Raw genomic sequence first — 17,583 nt, forward strand, 5'->3', positions numbered from 1 at the left:
TTGCGGGACGGGAACGGGTCGATCGTACGGGCTGGTGGACCTGCCGCTGTCCGGGCCGGAGTCGGCGTGCGGCGGTGCGGGCCCGGACGGGAACCGGCCGGGCAGTAAGGCTGTCGCGCACGCCGGAGCCGGTCAGGTGTCCGCGCCGCGGGGTTTGACCGTGCGACCGACGACGGCCGTCTCGACGCGCGTGATCCCGAGGCCGACCAGGTCGCGGGAGAGGAAGTCGTAGAGAGCTGCCAGGTTACGGAAATAGGCGGCCGCGTGAAGGTTGGAGGGGCCTGTCGTCGCGAACGCCCCGTGCACCGAGGGATGGTCGGCCAGCGACTTCCCGGCCGCGTCCAGATGGTCGGGGGCCACGTGCAGCAGGAGTTTGGCCTCGATGGGCAGCCCGAGACGGCGCGTGTCCACAAGGACCTGGGTGATCAGACGGCGTTGCGCGACCAGTTGGGAAACGCGCCGGCGAACCGTGGTCTCCGCGTGCCCGGTGCGCTCCGCGAGCGCCGCGGCCGACAGCCGCGCGTCGGGGGCCAGCGCGTCGATGAGGGACCGCTCCACGGGGTCGGCGTCCACACCGTACGGCCCCGAGGACCCCGGAGCCGGGTACTCCGCGGCCGGCTCGGCGGGGCTCAGGGCCGCGCGTTCGGATGCCGTCAGGACGTTGTGCCGCCACTCGGACGTGAGTCGGAAGACGTGCAGGACCGTCGAGCTCTCCAGGGACGTGACCGCCTGGGTGGAGGGCAGTTGGCGAAAGACCAGCGGATCACGCGATCCCGGTTCGGTACGGGCGACCGCGAAGATCTCGTCGCCCGAGGTGCTGACGTCGATGAACGAGATGTCGTCGCGTGCGGCGAGGGCGGCGACGATCGTGTCCAGCCTTCCCCTGAGCACCCGGATGCGCAGGAACAGTGCCCCGGCGGAGCCGCCGTTGCGCGGCCGGGCGACAGGTGAGACCACCACACGCACGGTGCCGTCGACGCTCAGCGCGTGCAGCCGGCGGCGCACGGTCGCCGGGCTGAGACCCAGTACCCCGGCCGCCCGTTCCGCGGTGACACGGCCGTCGCACTGGAGAGCGGCCACCAACCGCTGGTCCAGGAGACTCAGTACGCAATCCGCCGGTTCACGCGCCATGGACACCAGTTTCGCTCATTCCGCCGCCTTCCGGTGCCCGACTCGGCAGCCACGCTCGACGATGGATGACATCCCCTCCGCTCACCTCCCCGACTCCGGCCGGCGGACGCGAGCCGGGAACGCCCATCGAGGAACGACCGAATCCACCACGGAGGCCGATGTGCCCGCCCTCAGGGAACGGAAAGAACTACGCTTCGCCAGCGGCGACACGACATGTGCCGCCTGGCACTATCCGGGAACCAACGGCGGCTGCGTGATCATGGCCGGCGGAACCGCGGTGACGAAGGAACCCGCTTCGGATCTCTTCGCCCGGCGGTTCAACGATGCAGGCTTCGCCGTCCTGGCCTTCGACCACCGGCGGTTCGGCGGGAGCGGTGGCGCGCCGCGCCAGGTCGTCCGCTTCGCCGAACAACGCGCCGACTGGCAGGCCGCGATCGAGTGCGCGGCGAAGCTGCCCGACGTGGATCCGGGCAAGATCGCGCTCTGGGGTTTCTCACTCGCCGGGGGACACATCTTCCAGGTCGCGGCCGACAGCCCGGGGCTGGCCTGCGCCATCGCCCAGACGCCGCTGGTCGACGGCCCGGCGGTCGCCCCGCACGCCCTCCGCTCCATGACTCTTCCGGCGCTCCTCCGGCTGTTCGGCCGAGCCGTCGCGGACGCGATCGGCGCTCTCCTGGGACGCCCGCCACTGCTCGTCCCGACCGCGGGAAGGCGCGGCGACGTGGCCTCGCTCACCACGGCCGACGCGATGGACGGGGACCGGGCCCTGGATCCCGACCACCGCCACGTCGGCTGGGAGCAGACGGTCGCCGCCCGGATCGCGCTGAAGATCGGCGGGTACCGGCCCGGCCGCCATGCCTCTCGTATCCGGTGCCCTCTCCTGGTGGTCGTGTGCGACCAGGACCGGAGCGCGCTGCCAGGCCCTGCGGTCAAGGCCGCGCGGAACGCGCCGAACTCCGAGGTACTGCATCTCGCGGGCCGCCACTACGCGCCGTTCCTTGAGGCACACGAACAGGCCGTCGAGGCGGAGATCGCGTTCCTGGTGAAGCATCTGTGAGCACGCCGCCCCGTCGTCGGCACGCTCCGCTCGAACCGCCCCAGGCGCACGTCGTGGGACCGGGGCGTTCGCGAGTCGCACCGCCGGACCGGAGCTCAGGACGGGCCAGTGACGGGCGTGCATGAGCTCCTGCCGACGGGCGGGCGCGAGCGCCTATCGACGGGCGTGAACCGGCGTGCGCCGTCGCGCGTGAACGAGCGCGCGCCGTCGGGCCCGGGATCTCCGCCCGGCGAGCCCGGCGGGACTAAGGGCTGTCCCGTAATCCCCGGCGGGCGCACGACGACAGCTACGGCTCCCCCAAGCTCTTCGAGCAGGGGGTACCCCCCCCGCCGCGTTGTCGGATCGCCGGAATACGCCCAGTATGAGGACGACCCTCCGCCTTGCGATGCACCGCATCTGACGCCGCGCGCTGATCCACCGGGGATTACGGGACAGCCCTTAGGGTGCAGTTCCGGTGAATTGTCACGAAAGGACCCTCTGTGGGCTCTCGCCTCAACCCCTACATCAGCTTTTCCGGTGACGCCAGGCAGGCTTTGACCTTCTATCAGGGGGTCTTCGGCGGCGAGCTGGCGATCCACGAGTTCGGTGCCTTCGGTTCCGAGGCACCGCCGGGATTCGCCGACAAGGTCATGCACGGCGCACTGGAGGCCCCCAACGGCTTCGTGCTCATGGGCGCCGACGTCCCGCCGGGGATGGAACGCCGGGCGGGCAACAACTTCGCCGTGAGCCTGAGCGGCGAGGACGCCGAGGAACTGAGCGGCTACTGGGCCAAGTTGTCGGCCGACGGCAAGGTGTCGGTCCCGCTGGAGAAGCAGATGTGGGGCGACACGTTCGGCATGTGCACGGACCGGTTCGGCGTCGAGTGGATGGTCAACATCGCCGGGACGCCCACGGCCTGACGGGCCCCGGCCCCCGAAGCCGCTCGGCGCGGATCGCACCGTCCGCGCCGGGCGCCGACCGCTCCACGGTCGATACCCCGAGGGCTCGGCGACCACGGGCTCTGAGGCCGTGGCCACGGGACGTCACACGCCTCCCCGAGGCCGCGGACGGCAGCTGACTTCGACGAGGGGAAACGCCGGGTCAGCCCGCGGATCCGGGACCGGGCGGAATGTGAACGGTTATGATCAGGTGGCAGGTCCGAGTGCCCGAGCCCCGATAGGTGTGGGGGGTGTCGCCGCCGAACGTGGCGGTCTGCCCGGCTTCCACGGTGTGCTCGGTACCGTCGACGACGAGAACCATCTGACCGGCGGTGACGCTGACGGTCTCCACGACGCCGGCTTGATGCGGGTGGCTGGGGTATTCGTCGCCCGGTTCCAGTTTCCAGCGCCAGACCTCGACCGGGGCCGCTCCGGTGGTGGTCAGCATGAGCCGCGCCTCGCTGCCCTTCTCCCCCGCCCACAGGGGCATGACGGCATCGGCGCTCACCACCCGGACGCGCCCTTCGGCCGGTCCCTCCATCAGCGCGGACACCGAGATGCCGAGGGTGTCGGCGAGGCGGACCAGGGTGGCGAAGTTCGGGTTGCCCTGGGCCTTCTCCAGCCCGACCAGGGCACCCTTGCTGACTTTGGCGCGGCGGCCCAGTTCGTCCAGGGACAGTCCGGCGCGGGTGCGGGCGGCTCTGACGTTGTGCGCGAGCGTCCGCAGTGCCGCTTCTGTCTCGGCCATCGCTCTCCCCTCCCGGCAGAGTTCATTACGCTGCACCGTACGGTCGTTTGGTTGAAACTTCCGGTCGGTGCGTTGTACGGTGCAGTCGTTCCATTGATAGTAAGGGATGCACCCGTGATCGCTCTGCCGCTGGCCCTGGGCAGCTCTCTCGCCTACGGCTGCGCCGACTTCCTCGGCGGCCTCGGCGCCCGCAAGGCCCATGTCCCGCGTACCGTGATGATCGCCGCCCCGGCCTCGTTCACCGTCGAACTGCTGCTGTGGCCCTTCCTCGGGGCGTCCTTCGCCCCGGCGACCCTCGCCTGGGGCGCGGCTTCCGGTGTCGCCTCGGCCGCAGCCTTCGCCCTGCTCTACCGGACGCTGGCGATCGGCCCGATGAACATCCTCTCGCCCGTCACGGCACTGGTCTCGGCGATGCTGCCGGTCGGCGTCGGGCTGGCGCAGGGTGAGCGGCTGGGCCCTGCCGGGCTGATCGGGCTGCCGCTGGCCCTGGCGGCAGTGGTGCTGGTCAGCGCCGGAGGGGGCGCCGGGACCGCACGCCCGTCGCGCACCGCGCTGGTGTCGGCCTTCGGCGCCGGGGCGGCCATCGCGCTCCAACTGGTCTTCCTGCACCAGGCACCGGCGGGCAGCGGCATCGGACCGCTCATCGTCGGCAGAGCCGTGTCCGCCGCCGTCACCCTCGCGGCGGCCGGCGTGATGTACCGCCGGCTCGGTTCCGAGAGGCCCGCGTACGCGATGTCGGTGACAGCCGGCGTGCTGGACTCGGTGGCCAACCTGCTGTTCCTGTTCGCCGCCCGCGGCGGCGACCTCGCCGTCGTCGCCGTGATCACCGCCCTTTACCCGGCGGGCACCGTCCTGCTCGCCCGCGGCGTGCTCGCCGAGCGGATCCACCGCGGCCAGCTGATCGGTCTGGGCGCAGCCGCCGTCGCCGTGAGCCTCCTCGCCCTCACCTGACCACACGAAACCACGACCCCAAGGGTCTCCACCATGTACGTCAGCCACCTCGCCCCAGCCTGACCACCCCACACCCCAGACTCCGCCCCGGAGGACCGCCATCATGTTCATCCAGCCCTGGGACGCCGCCCTCGACGACGCCGAATGGCAGACGTGGATCGCCGCCGGCCACGACTTCGGCCTGCTCAGCGTCAACGGCCTGCCCGGGCGGGCGCCCGACGTCGTACCCACCCACTTCGCCGTCGACGGCACCGGCCTGCTGATCCACCTCGCCCGCCCCAACCCCGTCTGGGAAGCGATCGAGGCCGACCCCGCCGTGACCTTCACCGTCACCGGCGACTACGCCTTCATCCCGGGCCCCTGGCGCGCCAAGCCCGACGTCCCGCCCACGGACGGCGTCCCGACCAGCTACTACGCGGCCGTCCAGTTCATCTGCCGGGCAACCGTCATCGACGAGCCCGAGGCCAAGGCAGAGCTGCTGCGCCGCCAGATGGCCCACTTCCAGCCCGAAGGCGACCACGCCGCCATCGAGACCGGCCGGCCTCCCTACGGACGGATGCTCGCGGGCATCCGCGGACTGCGCCTGGACGTCACGGACGTACGCGCGAAGTTCAAGTACGACGATCACAAACCCGTCGAGCAGCGCACCGGTACCGCACGCAGGCTCACCGAACGCGGCACGGGCCTGGACACACCCACCGCGGCTCAGCAGCTGCGCCGCCTGGACCGCATAGGCCCCTGGAATCCGTGACCGTCACCCTCCCCTGCCTTCTCTTCCCCCCACCCGTCCCGCACCCCTCCCCTGCCTTCTCTTCCCCTACCTCTCCCGCACCCCTCCCACGGAACGGATCCCGGATGACCACCTTTCGAATCGCCCCGGCCGTCGCCGCCGCGTTCCCCGACACCCTCGTCGCCGTCGTCACGGCCACCGGCCTGCGCGGCGAGGAACCCTGGCCCGCCACCACCATCGCCCTGGAAGACCTGGAGCGGCAGCTCGCCGACGGAACCATGCGGCCCGCCGACGAGACCGATCCGCGCATCGAGGCATGGCACACCGCCTACCGCGCCTTCGGCACCAACCCGCGCCGCGTCCGGCCCAGTGTCGACGCCCTCGGCCGCCGCCTCGCCAAGAAGGGCGCCCTGCCACGGATCAACGCGGCCGTCGACTCCTACAACGCCGTCTCCGTCCGCCACGGCCTGCCCGCCGGCGCCTTCGACCTCGACAACGTCACCGGTGACGTCGAGATCCGCTACGCCGACGGCGGCGAGACCTTCACCCCGCTCGGCGAACCCGACACCGCCGAGAACCCCCGCGCCGGCGAGGTCATCTACGCCGACACCACCGACGTACTCACCAGACACTGGAACCACCGCGACGCCCACCGCACCCGCGTCACCCAGGCCTCCACCCGCGTGGCCTTCATCCTCGAAACCGTCCACGCCACCCGCGACGGACAGCTCCTCAGGACCGCGGCCGAAGAACTGCGGCAACTGCTCGCCCCGCACGCGAAAGACACGACAGTGCACTACCTCGACACCGACGCCTGAACCACTCCCCCGCCCCCACCCAGGCGGACCCGGGGGTGAATCAGAGCGCCGGTTCGGGAAGCTCCCCGGGCTTGACCACGACGACCTCGACACGGGTGCACCCGACCGCTTCCAGTGCACGCCGACGCCGCGTGGCTGAACGCTTGTCGTAGCGGCCGGCGGCCGCCTGGGGCGCACCGTCGGGGTCGGTCCACGTCAGGCTGTAACGGCGTTTCGCGGTCGACATGCAGCCGTCCTCTCTGGCACCGGCGCGTGCGAGTACAGCCCCGACCGGTTCATGGTCCATACGATCGAGCAGCTTCACATGCTCAGGACCGGACCGGAAGGACCAACGGATGTGGCGGAGGTCATCGCTTGAAAGTGGGAGCAGGAGGCCACCAGCGGGCAGAGGGCCGCGATTCGACGGACGCGGACGGCTCCCCGGCGACGACCGACACCGGTGACGGGCACCGTCTGCCGACCGCCGGGCCGCGCCGCTGCCCCGGGCGCGGTCAACGCCCTCCCTCTCGTTACGGAAGGTGAGAACGGGTCCGAACATCAGGGCAACCGCGAACGGCTTCCGGGGGTCTAGGGAACGTGACACATCATCAGGTTCGCCGCGAGGAGACAGCGAACCCGACGATCCCGAAGGGGGATTCCATGCGCATCCGCCCGGCCGCCGCCACTGCGTTACTTGCCGCCGCCACCCTTTCCGCGTCGACGCTTCCGGCGTCCGCCCATGCAGCCGACCGAACCGCGCCCGGTAGCACGACGTTCTCGAAGGTCGTCGTCAACGGCGGCAAGGACATCGTGCTCGGTCTGACCACGAAGAAGACCGTCACGATCACGTGGACCGCGACGGACCCCGACGGTGTCGCCGCCTCCTGGGCCTACCTTTGGCACGGACCCGACACCGACGACGCCGACGGCAGACTGCCCGGCTATCCACCCGCGGGCACCTGCGCGGTGTCACCCACCGATCGCACCACGTCCACCTGCAAGGTGAGCTTCGGCGTGGACGCAGCGCGGGACTTCGCCGACAACGGCCTCGTCGGCACGTGGAAGGTGCTCGGCGAAGCACAGGACACCAACGACGACTGGACAGACGTCGACGTCGCCGGCACAACGCGGTTCGAGCGGTACTCCAAAATCACGGTGAACGCCTCGCCCGAGCCGGTGAAAGCAGGCAGGACGATCACAGTCACCGGCAGCCTGACCCGCGCCAACTGGGAGCGCGGCACCTACACCGGTTACGAGAGCCGGCCTGTGCAACTCCAGTTCCGGAAGAAGGGCAGCAGCACCTACACCACTCTGAAGACCGTCACGAGTGGCGGGGGCGGAACCCTGAAGACCACCACCAAGGCCAGAACGGACGGCTACTTCCGCTTCCTCTTCGCCGGCACCTCCACCACCGGACCCGCCACGGCGACCGGCGACTTCGTCGACGTCAGGTGATGGCGGAAGGGGAACCAGATGACGGCGGAAGGGGGATCCCGTGACGGCGGCAGGGGCATCGGCCGCCGAGCCGTCCCACGCCGGGCATCACCGCGGACCGACCAGGCCCTCGGCGACAGCGACAGCGACAGCCGATCGTCTCCCTACTGCGTGCCGCCCGCGGCGAGCCGTGCGGCGGCCTCGGCCCTGACCGCCTCGCGCAGCTCGTCCGACGTGAAGCCGAGGCTGCGTAGGACCTGCGCCGCCGTGCTCTCCTCGGCATGGATCAGGCCCAGGAGCATGTGTTCCGTGCCGACCCGGTCGTGGCCGAGTTCGACCGAGGCGTGGCGGGCCTGCTCGATGGCCTCCTTGCTCTCCGGGCGGAACGCGATGTGACCTCGCAGCGCCTTCTCCCCGGCCGTCGGCATCGTCGCCTCGATCGCCTCGCGCACACTCTGCTCCGATTCGGCTTTCGCCATCAGTATCTCGTAGGCCAGGCCCTGCGGTTCGCCGAGCAGACCGAGCAGGAGATGTCCGGTGCCGATGAAGTCGTGCTTGTACGTTCGGGCGGCTTCCTGCGCCAGCACGATGCTGTGCCGGTTCAGGTTGGTGAACCGCTCGAACGCGGAGGGCGCGTGTCGCTGCTGGGCGGCCTGCTTGGACACTCCGATGGCGTCTCCGATCTGGGTCCAAGACGCGCCGGTCCGCTTGGCCTTGCTGACGTAGTGGTCGATGAGCTGGTCACCGAGGTCGGACAGGGTCTGGGCGCGAAGTCGCGCCTCGCTGATCCGGGCCAGTTCACCGGCTTCGGGAAGTTCCTCGTCGAGACGGGCGATCAGGTCGGCGAGGCTGATGTCGAGTGGACTCATGCGTCAATCTTAAGTTGACGACACCTTGCCGTCAACTTGTAATTGACGATTCTTCCGGGGGTGCGCACCTTCGATTGCGGACGCGGGTCGACGTCAGTTGCGCGGAGATCGCGACGGTGGTGGAGCGTTCGGCGACGGCGGTACGGCAGTTCGGCCAACCGTGCCCGCGAGCCCGCCCCGGCCCGGCTCGCACGCGCTGCTACCGGCTATCGGCTGGGGAGTGAGCGGGGCAGGCCGAACCACGGGAGCACGCTGTTGTCGAATCGGGTCATCGCGCAGATCCGATCGCCGGTGAGCGTGAGGACGTAGAGGCCGACCCCGTGACTGATGCCGTCGGGGGTACGCAGGTAGGCCCCGAAGGCCGGCTGGCCGTTGGCTCGGGACGGGACGAGGTCGAACCTGCGGCCTGCGTCGAAGAGGCCGGTGCAGAAGCGGGCCACGACGTCTCGGCCTTGGTATTCGAAGGGCATCGGCGGCATCGACATGAAGACGTCGTCGGTCAGCAGGGCCACCAGCGCGTCGACATCGGCGGACTCCCACGCGCGGACGAACTTCCCCACGACCGCGTCCTCGGCGGGTGACCCAGCGGCGGGAGGAGCACAGTGACCGGCGGTCGGCGCTCGGTGGCTCCGCAGGGCGGACCGTGCCCGTTTGAGGGCGCTGTTGACCGAGTCGACGGTCGAGTCCAGCATGCCCGCCACCTCACTCGCCCTGAATCCCAGGACGTCGCGCAGGACGAGGACGGCGACCTGGCGGGGCGGCAACGCCTGAAGGGCGGTCACGAAAGCCAGCGAGACGGATTCGGCCTGCTCGTAGCGGGCCTCCGGGCCGAGCGGCACCTCGGCCGCGTCCTCCAGGAGGTCGCCGGGAAACGGCTGAAGCCATACGATCTCGCCGAGCCGGGTCGGCTCGGGCGGTTCGACTCCGGGCACATCCCACTCCTTGGCTGGGCGCCGGGACGCCGCGCGGCGCGCGTCCAGACACCGATGGGTGGCGATCCGGTACAGCCAGGTGCGCAGAGAGGCGCGCCCCTCGAACCCGCCAAGGCTTTGCCAGGCGGCCAGCAGCGTGTTCTGAAGGGCGTCCTCCGCGTCCTCGAAGGATCCGAGCATGCGATAGCAGTGCACCTGGAGCTCTCGAAGGTGCGGCTCGGTCAGCTCCCGGAACGCGTCCCCGTCCCCGGCCCGCGCCCTTTCGATCAGATCGGCTGCCGCCATCGTCACCGTCTCCCTCTCTTTGCCTCTTGCCGCGCTTCCATCCTGTACAGGCGCCGACCGGGAGGAGAACTGGGCGGTCGGCCGACGACCGGTTTCCCGGCGCGGTGGCGCCTGTACCTGTGTGGCCGACGACAACGTCGGCACGAGGAGGGATCGGACATGGGAAAGATCGTGATGAGCGGGCCGCAGAACGTGTCGCTCGACGGAGTGGTCCAGGACCCGGACGGTGAGGAGGGCTTCGAGCTGGGCGGCTGGTTCACCCGGTTCGGGGGCGAGGATCTCGCCGAGTGGAGCAAGGTCGCGCTCGAGGAGGCGCTGCACGCCGAGGCCTGGCTGCTGGGCCGCAAGAGCTACGAGTTCTTCGGAGCGCGGTGGCGGCCCCGGAGCGGGGAGCTCGCGGACCGCTTGAACAGCATGCCCAAGTACGTCGTCTCCTCGACGCTCGAAGAACCCGACTGGGACAACTCGACGGTCCTGAGGGGCGACGCGGTGACCGAGGTGTCGAAGCTGAAGCGGGAGCTGGACGGAGAGATCGTCATCCCGGCCAGCCATCGGCTCGGCCGTACGCTGATCGAGCACGACCTCGTTGACGAGGTACGGCTGGTCGTCTTCCCGGTCGTTCTCGGGGCCGGCGAACGGTTCTTCGGTGAAACCAGTGGCCGGAAGCCCCTGCGGCTCACGGAGGCCAGGACCATCGGTTCCGGTCTGGCCTTCCTCACCTACGAGGTCGTCCAGAACCCGTAGCGGACGGGCGACCTGGCATCACCCGACAACGAGCGGCGCCGCCCCCTCGTGCCAGGGGGCGGCGAGTGCCCGGGAGCGCGGCCGGATGAGGCCGCGCGCCCGGGACGTCATTCCGAGGATGCTTCTGGGATCTGGGTGGGGCCGTGGCGGTCGAGGGCGTCTTCCAGTTCGGCTCGGATTTCTGGAGGGATCTCGCCGTCGCGTCCCCAGACGAGGATCAGTTCGGCGACGTTGCGGAGCTTGACGTTGGTGTGCTGGGAGACGTCCTTCAGTACGGCCCAGCCCTCGTCCGGAGACACCCTGCCGAGAGCGACCATCATCCCGATGGCCTGGTCCACCACGGCATGAGATGTGACGGCCTCCTTCAGCTGCTGTACCTCCGACTCAAGCGCGAAGACGCGGTCGCTGTCGTCGTTCGATTCGCGGGATCCCGATGCCATGAGTCCATCTTCCTCCGGAGACGCGGGCCCGGGGCGTGTCGAGAACCACTGCCGCGCCGTACAACCAAGTCGGCGATCTCTGATCGTTACGTCAAGCGAGCCTAATGGGCTGGCAAAGTGCGCTGGCTGTGGACTTGAATGCGGCTCGGCGCGCCCGTTGTCGTGGACGCGCCCAAAGAGACGTACAGACGCAAGAGGATGGGAACGAACGTGAAGTCAGTTCCGGGGCGCGTCCTGGTGAGCATCGGTGTGATGGCGGCGCTCGCCGCGACGGCCGCGTGCGGCGCACAGAACACCGGCGCCGACGACAAGAGCGACGGCAACGGCTCGAAGAAGCCGGCCGCCGAGGCGACGCCCGCCGCCCAGGAGGGGCTGAAGCCCCTAACCGAGGCGCAGTTGGCGAAGGCCGTGATCACCAAGTCGGACGTCAAGGGCTACCGCGTCGGCGACACCCCCGACGACGAGATCCCGGAGGTGAGCGTTCCCGCTAAGCCGGCCGCCTGTCAGGCTCTCGCCGACATGTTCCTGCTGGGCACCGAACCCGACGCTACGGCCCGCATCTCGCGCTCGCTGACGAGCCTGAAACCGACCGACGGAACGGTGCTGCGCGTCGGTCTGCTCGCGCACAAGGAACCGGACGCCAAGAAGGTCGTCGCGGACCTGCGCACCCAGAGCGGCTCCTGCGACTCCTACGAGCACACGGACTACCAGTACACCGGGGTCAAGCCCGTGAAGGCCCCCGCTCTCGGCGACGAGGCGGTGTCGTACACGATGACCAGCGACATCGAGGGAACCAAGATCCCGGTGACCTACACGGTCGTACGCAGCGGTTCGACGCTGGCCGTCTTCTCCGCGATGAGCGCCCTGGGAGGGAGGGCCCCCGAGGTGCCGGCCGATGTCGTCGAGGCACAGGTGGCAAAGATCGAGAAGGCCACCTGACGGTTCCAGGACCGACCCATTGCGAAGGGCCCTGCAGCGTGCTTGCGCGCTGCGGGGCCCTTCGCAATGGGCTCGCGCGCAAACAAGCCCATTTCTGTCGAACTGGCCTTTAAAATACCCCTGTTGACAACTTCACGTATTTGCTGGCATCCCAACTCCGCGTTCCCCCGTCTGGCCACACTCCCTACGATCAAGGAGCACAGGATGCAGGATCGGCCCGAGGACGTCCCGGCGCAGCCCCAAGCGCAGACATCACTTCCACCCGGCTCCACGACCCCGCCCCCACCCGCGCCTGCACCCGCACTCGCACCCGCACCCGCACCTCAACAGCAGCCGCAGGCCCAGGCGTTACCTCAGCCAAGATCCGAGCCCGCGCCAAACCCGGCCTCAACTCCGGCTCCGACTCCGGCCCCGGCCCCAACGGCCAACTACGGGCCGCCTCCCGCCTATGTTCCGGCCCAGCCGTACACGTACGGGCAACCGCCAGGCTTTCCCCCGCCGTCCGGCGGCAAAGGCAACGCGGGGCGCGCGGTGCTGTGGGCGGCGGTCGGCGCGCTGGCCGCGTCCGCGCTGTGGGCCGGGGGAATCTTCCTTCTCGGCCCGCTGGGTGACAAACCGGATCTCGCCGGGTACCGGGCCAAGGCCAACCTCTGCTCCGCGGTCGACTACAGCGCCTTGAGGACCGAATACACCCAGGAAGACACCGCCCCGACGCACAACTCGCTGAAGGACAAGGCGATCGACCAGAGCTATTGCAGCATCTCGCTCAAGACGTCGTCCAGTTCGTCCTACTCCGACGCGTACCTGTCGGTGGAGATGGATCTGCACCGGGCAACCGACCCCTCCCCCGAGTTCACGGCCGTGTGGTCCGGGTACGACCAGCGCTACGAGGGCTACGAGGTGGAGAAGGTGTCCGGCTTTGGTGACGAGGCCTATCTCGTGACCGAGGACACGACGTCCGGCGCGGGAACCAGCGGAAGCCGAGCGGTGATCCTCGCGGTGCGCGACGGCTGGATGACCTACCAGATGAGCTGGAGCACCTACTCGTCCTCCTACGCGACGACCACCCCGCCCGAGGTCAGCGATGTCTCACGGTGGGTGAAGACCGACACCCGCTCGACCTTGGAGAACATCCGGTCCGACTGACCTGACGATGGTCCGCAGTGGCAGCCGCAGCGGCGGCGCCGACGGCAGCCTGACCTGGCCTTGCCTGACGCCCTGGCACCAGACACGTAAAAGAAGACCCTGTCCCGCACAACGGGGGACAGGGTCTTCGTGGAGCGCCGGGCAGGCCTTGCACCTGCATCTCCCCGCAGGAAGCGGGACGTCTTTCCTTGGACCACCGACGCACGGCGAATCAGCGCCACTTGCGCCGACCAGCTCAAGATCAATCGTAACGCACGACTTCCCGTCTCCGGCACGCCGCCAGGAGACGAGCGACCAGCTCGTCGAGGCCCCCCACACGACAGCGGGCGGACCACTGTGCGCTGATGCCGTTCGGGCCGCACGACTTTTCCGGCAGGGCACAACCGTTCCGGGGTGTCGTGGGTCACATCAAGCAGGAGCAAACATCTCCAAAGATCACAAGGGGGAAATATGCGCTTCAATCGTTCCGCCATGGTGGCCGGCGCCTTGGCCGCCGTGGCACTGGGGGCCACCACCGCTCTGGCGGCGCCCGCCTCGGCCGCGCCCAACACCACGCCGCAGAAGGTCTGTGGCAGCGCCTACAAGACGGTGAACTCGGCACCGATCGGTTCCCTGGGCACCGTCTACCTGACGTACAACTCGTCGAACGGCAAGAACTGCGTCACGACCATCCGCAAGAACCCGGGCACCGCCGTGGACATGTCCGCGTGGATCTACGTCCCCGACACCGGCCTGGGCGACGACGACTACGGGCCGTACACCTCGTACGCGGGACCGACGTACGTGTACGGCAAGGGTCACTGCGTCGACTGGGGCGGCCAGATCAACAACGTGTACACCCAGGTGTCCGGCTCCAACTGCGCCGCCCTCAGGGAACAGCGAGTGACCTTCACCCGCTGATCCACGGCTCCGACGGGCCGCCCTTTCCCCATCCGGACCGCGGGGAGAAGGCGGTCATCGGGCCGGCGTCCAAACCGATGACCGCGCGGAATGCCCTGGCCCGACTCGCCCTGGCGGACTCACCGAGTTCCGCCGGGGCGAGCACGTGTTCCGACAGGGCGAGCACGTGTTCCGGCATTGCGAGCACGTGATGCAGCAGAACGGGCGCGCGCTCCAGCAGGGCGAGCGCGCGCTCCAGCCTGCGGCGCTGCTCAACGGCCGCGGCCCCACCCGTCATGGAGACCCCGGCCGTGCTCAGAGGCTCTGCCACTCCCGTGCCGCCCGGGCCAGGTGTTCCCAGACGGCCGCAAGGGCGGGGCTCGCCGGCATGTCGCGGCGGGACGCGAGATACAGCGTGTTCAGCGGCTCGACCTCCGGCCGGTGCATCTGGACCACATGACCCGCGGCCAGCGCCGGAGCTGCGAGGTAGCGGGGCAGTACGGAGATGCCCATGCCGGACACCACCGCGGCCAGGACCGCGCGCAGGTCCGGGACGACGACCGCGACCTCGTTGGGCGGCCGGCGCCCGAACTCGCTGCGCCAGTACCGCCGGATGATCGGAAGATCGGTCGCGTAGGCCACCAGCGGCATGTGGGACAGCGCGGCGACCGGGTCTGCGGCCAGCCGCTCCTGGTCGACGGCGTGCGCCAGCGCGGGCGGCCCCACCAGCAGGAACTCCTCGTCCACCAGCGGCGTCACCGACAGCTCCTCCTGCTGGGGGCGAACCGCGGAGACGACCAGGTCGAGCGTTGCCGCCGTCAGCGCCGCCAGCAGTTCCTCGGCGAGGCCCAGCGTCACCCGGATCCGAAGCCCCCGGGCCGAGAGCGGCGCCAGTGCCGGAATCACCTGAAGGGACATCAGCTCGGCCGCTCCCCCGATGTGAACCGTCCCCTGGAGCGTGCGTTCCTCCCCCGAAGGAGTCAGAGCGGTGCGCAGCCCGTCGACGTGCAGACCCACACGGGCGGCCAGCGCCGCCGCCCGGGGCGCCGGCTGGGCTCCCTTGCTCGACCGGACGAACAGTGGCTCGCCCAGCTGCTCCTCGAGACGGGCCAGCTGTCCGGTGACCGCCGGCTGGCTCACCCCCAGCCGCGCGGCCGCCGCGGACAGCGACCCCGTGCGGTAGATCTCGAGGAAGGTCGCCAAAAGGTCCAGGCCGGGCAAGTGCCTCTCCATCCATCACAAGGCTTATGCAGTGCTTCGGTCGATCCAATTCTAGTGATGGATCCAAGAGCAGGGGTGCGGCCACCGGCGGTAGTGAACGGTCGGCACATCCACGGGAAACGGGCCAGCTCCGCTCCATAACTTTCCTTATGCCATGACAGAGGTGGTTGGGCATTTCGGTGGTGAATCCTGGGGTTGTCCCGAGCACTGCGGCACGGCGGTACTACGGGTACTGCGGTCCGCACGCGAAAGGTCACCGGTCATGGGCCACCGGCCACCGGCCACGGACCACCGGCCATCGACCACCGGCCACCACATTCCAGAGTTGCCCTACAGATAAGAGCAGGCATTCCGATGTCAAAGATCCTGATGATCGTCTCAGCCGCCGACCACTTGGTTCTGGCCGACGGATCCACCCACGCGACCGGCTTCTGGGCAGAGGAGGTCGCCGCCTCGCACAAGGTGCTGCTTGCCGCGGGAGCGCAGGTTGATTTCGCCACCCCCGGTGCCGTCCGGCCGACGGTCGACGCCCTCAGCCTCGACGCCAGCGGCGGCGTCTCCGAGACCGACGCCGAGGAGTTCCGGACCTACCTCGACAGCATCGCCGACCAGCTTTCCAGCCCGCTGCCGCTGGCGGAGGTGCGTCTGGGCGACTACGACGCGCTCTACATTCCCGGCGGTCACGCGCCGATGGCCGACCTCGCTCACGACGCGGATCTCGGACGGCTCCTCAACGAGGCCGAGGCCGGGGGCACGACCGTCGCGGCTCTCTGCCACGGCGTCGCCGCGCTGCTCAGCGCCACGACGCCGGACGGCCAGTTCACGTTCGCGGGCCGGGCCGTCACCTCCTTCGCCGACGAGGAGGAGCGCCAGGGAGGCCTGGGCGAGAACACCCCGTTCTTCCTGGAGAGCCTGCTGCGCGAGCGCGGTGCCGAGGTCGGGACGGGGGCACCGTGGAGCAACACGGTCGTCGTGGACGGCAATCTGATCACCGGCCAGAACCCCCAGTCCAGCACCGCCACCGCCGAGGCCACCCTCAAGGCCCTCGCCGACCACTGAGTCGCACAGGGACGGGCGGAACTCCGCCAGCCCCGGCCCAACCGGCCGCCGCGGAGCGCGACACGCCTCCGCGGCGGTGTTCTTTCTCCGCGCCGGCGATCCGGACGGATTCGAATCCATCTCCGGCGATCCCGCTGACATCCATCGGGCTTCAGAGTTGAACATGTTCAAATTTCGGCGCTACGCTGATCCCTAGTCAAGCCGAGGGGGTCCGATGAAGGTAGTGCTGCCCGGGGGAACCGGACAGGTGGGCGCGATTCTCGACCGTGCGCTGACGGCGGCCGGACACGAGGTCACGGTGTTGACCCGGCGTCCTGCGCGGGCGCACGACATCGGATGGGACGGGGCCACACTCGGCCGCTGGGCCGACGCCGTCGACGGCTGCGACGTCGTGATCAATCTGGCCGGACGCAGCGTCTCCTGCCGTTACACCGCCGAGAACCTGCGAGCCATGATGCGATCCCGGGTGGATTCGGCCCGGGTGGTCGGCGAGGCGATCGCCGCAGCCGCGCGACCGCCGCGTGTCTGGCTCCAGATGAGTACGGCGACGGTCTACGCCCACCGGTTCGACACGGCCCAAGACGAGGCGACCGGGCTGATCGGCGGCTCGGAGGCCGGGGTGCCGGACTACTGGGCGTACAGCGTGGAGATCGCGAAGAACTGGGAGCGGGCGCAGGCCGAGGCGCCGACTCCCGCGACCCGCAAGGTGGCGCTGCGCTCGGCGATGGTCATGAGCCCGGACCGGGGCGGTGTGTTCGACGTGCTGTCGTGGCTGACGCGCCTCGGACTTGGCGGTCCGGTGGCCGGCGGGGCGCAGTACGTCTCCTGGATCCATGACGAGGACTTCGTGCGGGCGGTGGAGTTCCTGATCGCCCGGGACGACCTCGAGGGACCCGTGAACCTCGCCGCCCCCGGCCCCCTTCCGCAGCGCGACTTCATGCGGGAACTGCGCGCGGCCTGGCATGTCCCGGTAGGGCTGCCGGCGACCCGCTGGATGGCCGAACTGGGGGCGTTCGCGCTGCGCTCGGACACGGAACTGCTGCTCAAGAGCCGTCGGGTGGTACCGGGCCGGCTGGACTCTGCCGGGTTCGCGTTCACGCACCCCGAATGGGACAGGGCCGCCACGTCTCTCGTACGCCGGGCAAAGGTGGTTCGTGCGGCATCCGGCCGATCCCGCGAACCGGGCCGTCCTGCGTGGACGGCCACACTGGAAGACCGCTGACGCGGATCCGCCGGGCGCCCCACACAAGGCGGGACGTTGTCGGTGCCGTGAGGATACGGGCATGGGCGTACGGGGGCACGGG

20 protein-coding genes are annotated in these 17,583 nt (G+C 69.8%); 12 read left to right on the plus strand and 8 right to left on the minus strand.

Annotated features, from left to right (window positions below):
• Window positions 1-132 precede the first annotated feature (132 nt).
• Window positions 133-1,131 carry an Lrp/AsnC family transcriptional regulator gene (locus ABZV42_RS03545; RefSeq protein ID WP_356050792.1) on the minus strand — a complete coding sequence of 333 codons (999 nt, stop codon included), beginning with the start codon at window positions 1,129-1,131 and terminating at the stop codon, window positions 133-135.
• 160 nt (window positions 1,132-1,291) lie between these two features.
• On the opposite strand from ABZV42_RS03545, the gene ABZV42_RS03550 reads away from it, so the two are divergent.
• Complete coding sequence (locus ABZV42_RS03550) at window positions 1,292-2,188, plus strand: alpha/beta fold hydrolase (RefSeq protein ID WP_356050793.1); 897 nt, start codon at window positions 1,292-1,294, stop codon at window positions 2,186-2,188.
• Window positions 2,189-2,667: 479 nt separating this feature from the next.
• Window positions 2,668-3,087 carry a VOC family protein gene (locus tag ABZV42_RS03555; protein WP_356050794.1) on the plus strand — a complete coding sequence of 140 codons (420 nt, stop codon included), beginning with the start codon at window positions 2,668-2,670 and terminating at the stop codon, window positions 3,085-3,087.
• A 181-nt stretch (window positions 3,088-3,268) separates the two neighbouring features.
• Here the strand turns inward: ABZV42_RS03555 and ABZV42_RS03560 are convergent, their stop codons facing one another.
• Window positions 3,269-3,853, minus strand: a complete 585-nt coding sequence (locus ABZV42_RS03560) for an XRE family transcriptional regulator (protein ID WP_356050795.1) — start codon at window positions 3,851-3,853, stop codon at window positions 3,269-3,271.
• 114 nt (window positions 3,854-3,967) lie between these two features.
• Between ABZV42_RS03560 and ABZV42_RS03565 the strand changes: the two genes are divergently transcribed.
• From ABZV42_RS03565 to ABZV42_RS03575, 3 genes are all read left to right on the plus strand, one after another.
• Window positions 3,968-4,804 carry a DMT family transporter gene (locus ABZV42_RS03565; RefSeq protein WP_356050796.1) on the plus strand — a complete coding sequence of 279 codons (837 nt, stop codon included), beginning with the start codon at window positions 3,968-3,970 and terminating at the stop codon, window positions 4,802-4,804.
• A gap of 103 nt (window positions 4,805-4,907) precedes the next feature.
• On the plus strand, window positions 4,908-5,555 hold the full coding sequence (locus ABZV42_RS03570) for an FMN-binding negative transcriptional regulator (RefSeq protein WP_356050797.1): 648 nt from the start codon (window positions 4,908-4,910) through the stop codon (window positions 5,553-5,555).
• 104 nt (window positions 5,556-5,659) lie between these two features.
• Window positions 5,660-6,352 carry a phenylalanine--tRNA ligase beta subunit-related protein gene (locus ABZV42_RS03575; RefSeq protein WP_356050798.1) on the plus strand — a complete coding sequence of 231 codons (693 nt, stop codon included), beginning with the start codon at window positions 5,660-5,662 and terminating at the stop codon, window positions 6,350-6,352.
• Window positions 6,353-6,392: 40 nt separating this feature from the next.
• On the opposite strand, the gene ABZV42_RS03580 is transcribed toward ABZV42_RS03575, so the two are convergent.
• A complete protein-coding gene (locus tag ABZV42_RS03580) occupies window positions 6,393-6,578 on the minus strand; it encodes a hypothetical protein (protein ID WP_356050799.1) in 186 nt (61 codons plus the stop codon).
• A 413-nt stretch (window positions 6,579-6,991) separates the two neighbouring features.
• On the opposite strand from ABZV42_RS03580, the gene ABZV42_RS03585 reads away from it, so the two are divergent.
• A complete protein-coding gene (locus tag ABZV42_RS03585) occupies window positions 6,992-7,786 on the plus strand; it encodes a hypothetical protein (protein ID WP_356050800.1) in 795 nt (264 codons plus the stop codon).
• 143 nt (window positions 7,787-7,929) lie between these two features.
• On the opposite strand, the gene ABZV42_RS03590 is transcribed toward ABZV42_RS03585, so the two are convergent.
• A complete protein-coding gene (locus tag ABZV42_RS03590; RefSeq protein ID WP_356050801.1) occupies window positions 7,930-8,634 on the minus strand; it encodes a Clp protease N-terminal domain-containing protein in 705 nt (234 codons plus the stop codon).
• 206 nt (window positions 8,635-8,840) lie between these two features.
• On the minus strand, window positions 8,841-9,851 hold the full coding sequence (locus tag ABZV42_RS03595) for a sigma-70 family RNA polymerase sigma factor (protein WP_356050803.1): 1,011 nt from the start codon (window positions 9,849-9,851) through the stop codon (window positions 8,841-8,843).
• 159 nt (window positions 9,852-10,010) lie between these two features.
• Between ABZV42_RS03595 and ABZV42_RS03600 the strand changes: the two genes are divergently transcribed.
• A complete protein-coding gene (locus tag ABZV42_RS03600; protein ID WP_356050804.1) occupies window positions 10,011-10,595 on the plus strand; it encodes a dihydrofolate reductase family protein in 585 nt (194 codons plus the stop codon).
• A gap of 107 nt (window positions 10,596-10,702) precedes the next feature.
• On the opposite strand, the gene ABZV42_RS03605 is transcribed toward ABZV42_RS03600, so the two are convergent.
• A complete protein-coding gene (locus ABZV42_RS03605) occupies window positions 10,703-11,035 on the minus strand; it encodes an ANTAR domain-containing protein (RefSeq protein ID WP_356050805.1) in 333 nt (110 codons plus the stop codon).
• Between the two features lie 210 nt (window positions 11,036-11,245).
• Between ABZV42_RS03605 and ABZV42_RS03610 the strand changes: the two genes are divergently transcribed.
• From ABZV42_RS03610 to ABZV42_RS03620, 3 genes are all read left to right on the plus strand, one after another.
• A complete protein-coding gene (locus tag ABZV42_RS03610; RefSeq protein WP_356050806.1) occupies window positions 11,246-11,974 on the plus strand; it encodes a hypothetical protein in 729 nt (242 codons plus the stop codon).
• A gap of 531 nt (window positions 11,975-12,505) precedes the next feature.
• Window positions 12,506-13,120: a hypothetical protein gene (locus tag ABZV42_RS03615; RefSeq protein WP_356050807.1), complete on the plus strand. Its 615-nt coding sequence runs from the start codon at window positions 12,506-12,508 to the stop codon at window positions 13,118-13,120.
• 450 nt (window positions 13,121-13,570) lie between these two features.
• The gene (locus tag ABZV42_RS03620; protein WP_355979532.1) at window positions 13,571-14,020 is read left to right on the plus strand and encodes a spore-associated protein; all 450 of its coding nucleotides are present in this window, start codon (window positions 13,571-13,573) and stop codon (window positions 14,018-14,020) included.
• Here the strand turns inward: ABZV42_RS03620 and ABZV42_RS03625 are convergent.
• Together ABZV42_RS03625 and ABZV42_RS03630 are read right to left on the minus strand one after the other, a co-directional pair.
• Entirely contained in the window at window positions 14,010-14,330 is a 321-nt protein-coding gene (locus ABZV42_RS03625) for a hypothetical protein (RefSeq protein WP_356050808.1), read from the minus strand. The two genes, ABZV42_RS03620 and ABZV42_RS03625, sit on opposite strands and share 11 nt — an antisense overlap.
• Window positions 14,315-15,232 carry a LysR family transcriptional regulator gene (locus ABZV42_RS03630; RefSeq protein ID WP_356050809.1) on the minus strand — a complete coding sequence of 306 codons (918 nt, stop codon included), beginning with the start codon at window positions 15,230-15,232 and terminating at the stop codon, window positions 14,315-14,317. The genes ABZV42_RS03625 and ABZV42_RS03630 overlap by 16 nt, the downstream gene beginning before the upstream one ends.
• Window positions 15,233-15,574: 342 nt before the next feature.
• Between ABZV42_RS03630 and ABZV42_RS03635 the strand changes: the two genes are divergently transcribed.
• Both ABZV42_RS03635 and ABZV42_RS03640 read left to right on the plus strand, forming a co-directional pair.
• The gene (locus tag ABZV42_RS03635) at window positions 15,575-16,279 is read left to right on the plus strand and encodes a type 1 glutamine amidotransferase domain-containing protein (protein ID WP_356050810.1); all 705 of its coding nucleotides are present in this window, start codon (window positions 15,575-15,577) and stop codon (window positions 16,277-16,279) included.
• Between the two features lie 214 nt (window positions 16,280-16,493).
• A complete protein-coding gene (locus tag ABZV42_RS03640; RefSeq protein ID WP_356050811.1) occupies window positions 16,494-17,501 on the plus strand; it encodes a TIGR01777 family oxidoreductase in 1,008 nt (335 codons plus the stop codon).
• The last annotated feature ends 82 nt before the right edge of the window (window positions 17,502-17,583 follow it).

The sequence above is a fragment of the Streptomyces sp. NPDC005281 genome (genome assembly GCF_040607495.1).
Taxonomy (GTDB): domain Bacteria; phylum Actinomycetota; class Actinomycetes; order Streptomycetales; family Streptomycetaceae; genus Streptomyces.

Coding starts and splice junctions, on each gene's coding strand:
- ABZV42_RS03545 (WP_356050792.1), bottom strand. CDS start 1,131: ATGGCGCGTGAACCGGCGGATTGCGTACTGAGTCTCCTGGACCAGCGG.
- ABZV42_RS03560 (WP_356050795.1), bottom strand. CDS start 3,853: ATGGCCGAGACAGAAGCGGCACTGCGGACGCTCGCGCACAACGTCAGA.
- ABZV42_RS03570 (WP_356050797.1), top strand. CDS start 4,908: ATGTTCATCCAGCCCTGGGACGCCGCCCTCGACGACGCCGAATGGCAG.
- ABZV42_RS03575 (WP_356050798.1), top strand. CDS start 5,660: ATGACCACCTTTCGAATCGCCCCGGCCGTCGCCGCCGCGTTCCCCGAC.
- ABZV42_RS03580 (WP_356050799.1), bottom strand. CDS start 6,578: ATGTCGACCGCGAAACGCCGTTACAGCCTGACGTGGACCGACCCCGAC.
- ABZV42_RS03585 (WP_356050800.1), top strand. CDS start 6,992: ATGCGCATCCGCCCGGCCGCCGCCACTGCGTTACTTGCCGCCGCCACC.
- ABZV42_RS03590 (WP_356050801.1), bottom strand. CDS start 8,634: ATGAGTCCACTCGACATCAGCCTCGCCGACCTGATCGCCCGTCTCGAC.
- ABZV42_RS03595 (WP_356050803.1), bottom strand. CDS start 9,851: ATGGCGGCAGCCGATCTGATCGAAAGGGCGCGGGCCGGGGACGGGGAC.
- ABZV42_RS03600 (WP_356050804.1), top strand. CDS start 10,011: ATGGGAAAGATCGTGATGAGCGGGCCGCAGAACGTGTCGCTCGACGGA.
- ABZV42_RS03605 (WP_356050805.1), bottom strand. CDS start 11,035: ATGGCATCGGGATCCCGCGAATCGAACGACGACAGCGACCGCGTCTTC.
- ABZV42_RS03620 (WP_355979532.1), top strand. CDS start 13,571: ATGCGCTTCAATCGTTCCGCCATGGTGGCCGGCGCCTTGGCCGCCGTG.
- ABZV42_RS03630 (WP_356050809.1), bottom strand. CDS start 15,232: ATGGAGAGGCACTTGCCCGGCCTGGACCTTTTGGCGACCTTCCTCGAG.
- ABZV42_RS03635 (WP_356050810.1), top strand. CDS start 15,575: ATGTCAAAGATCCTGATGATCGTCTCAGCCGCCGACCACTTGGTTCTG.
- ABZV42_RS03640 (WP_356050811.1), top strand. CDS start 16,494: ATGAAGGTAGTGCTGCCCGGGGGAACCGGACAGGTGGGCGCGATTCTC.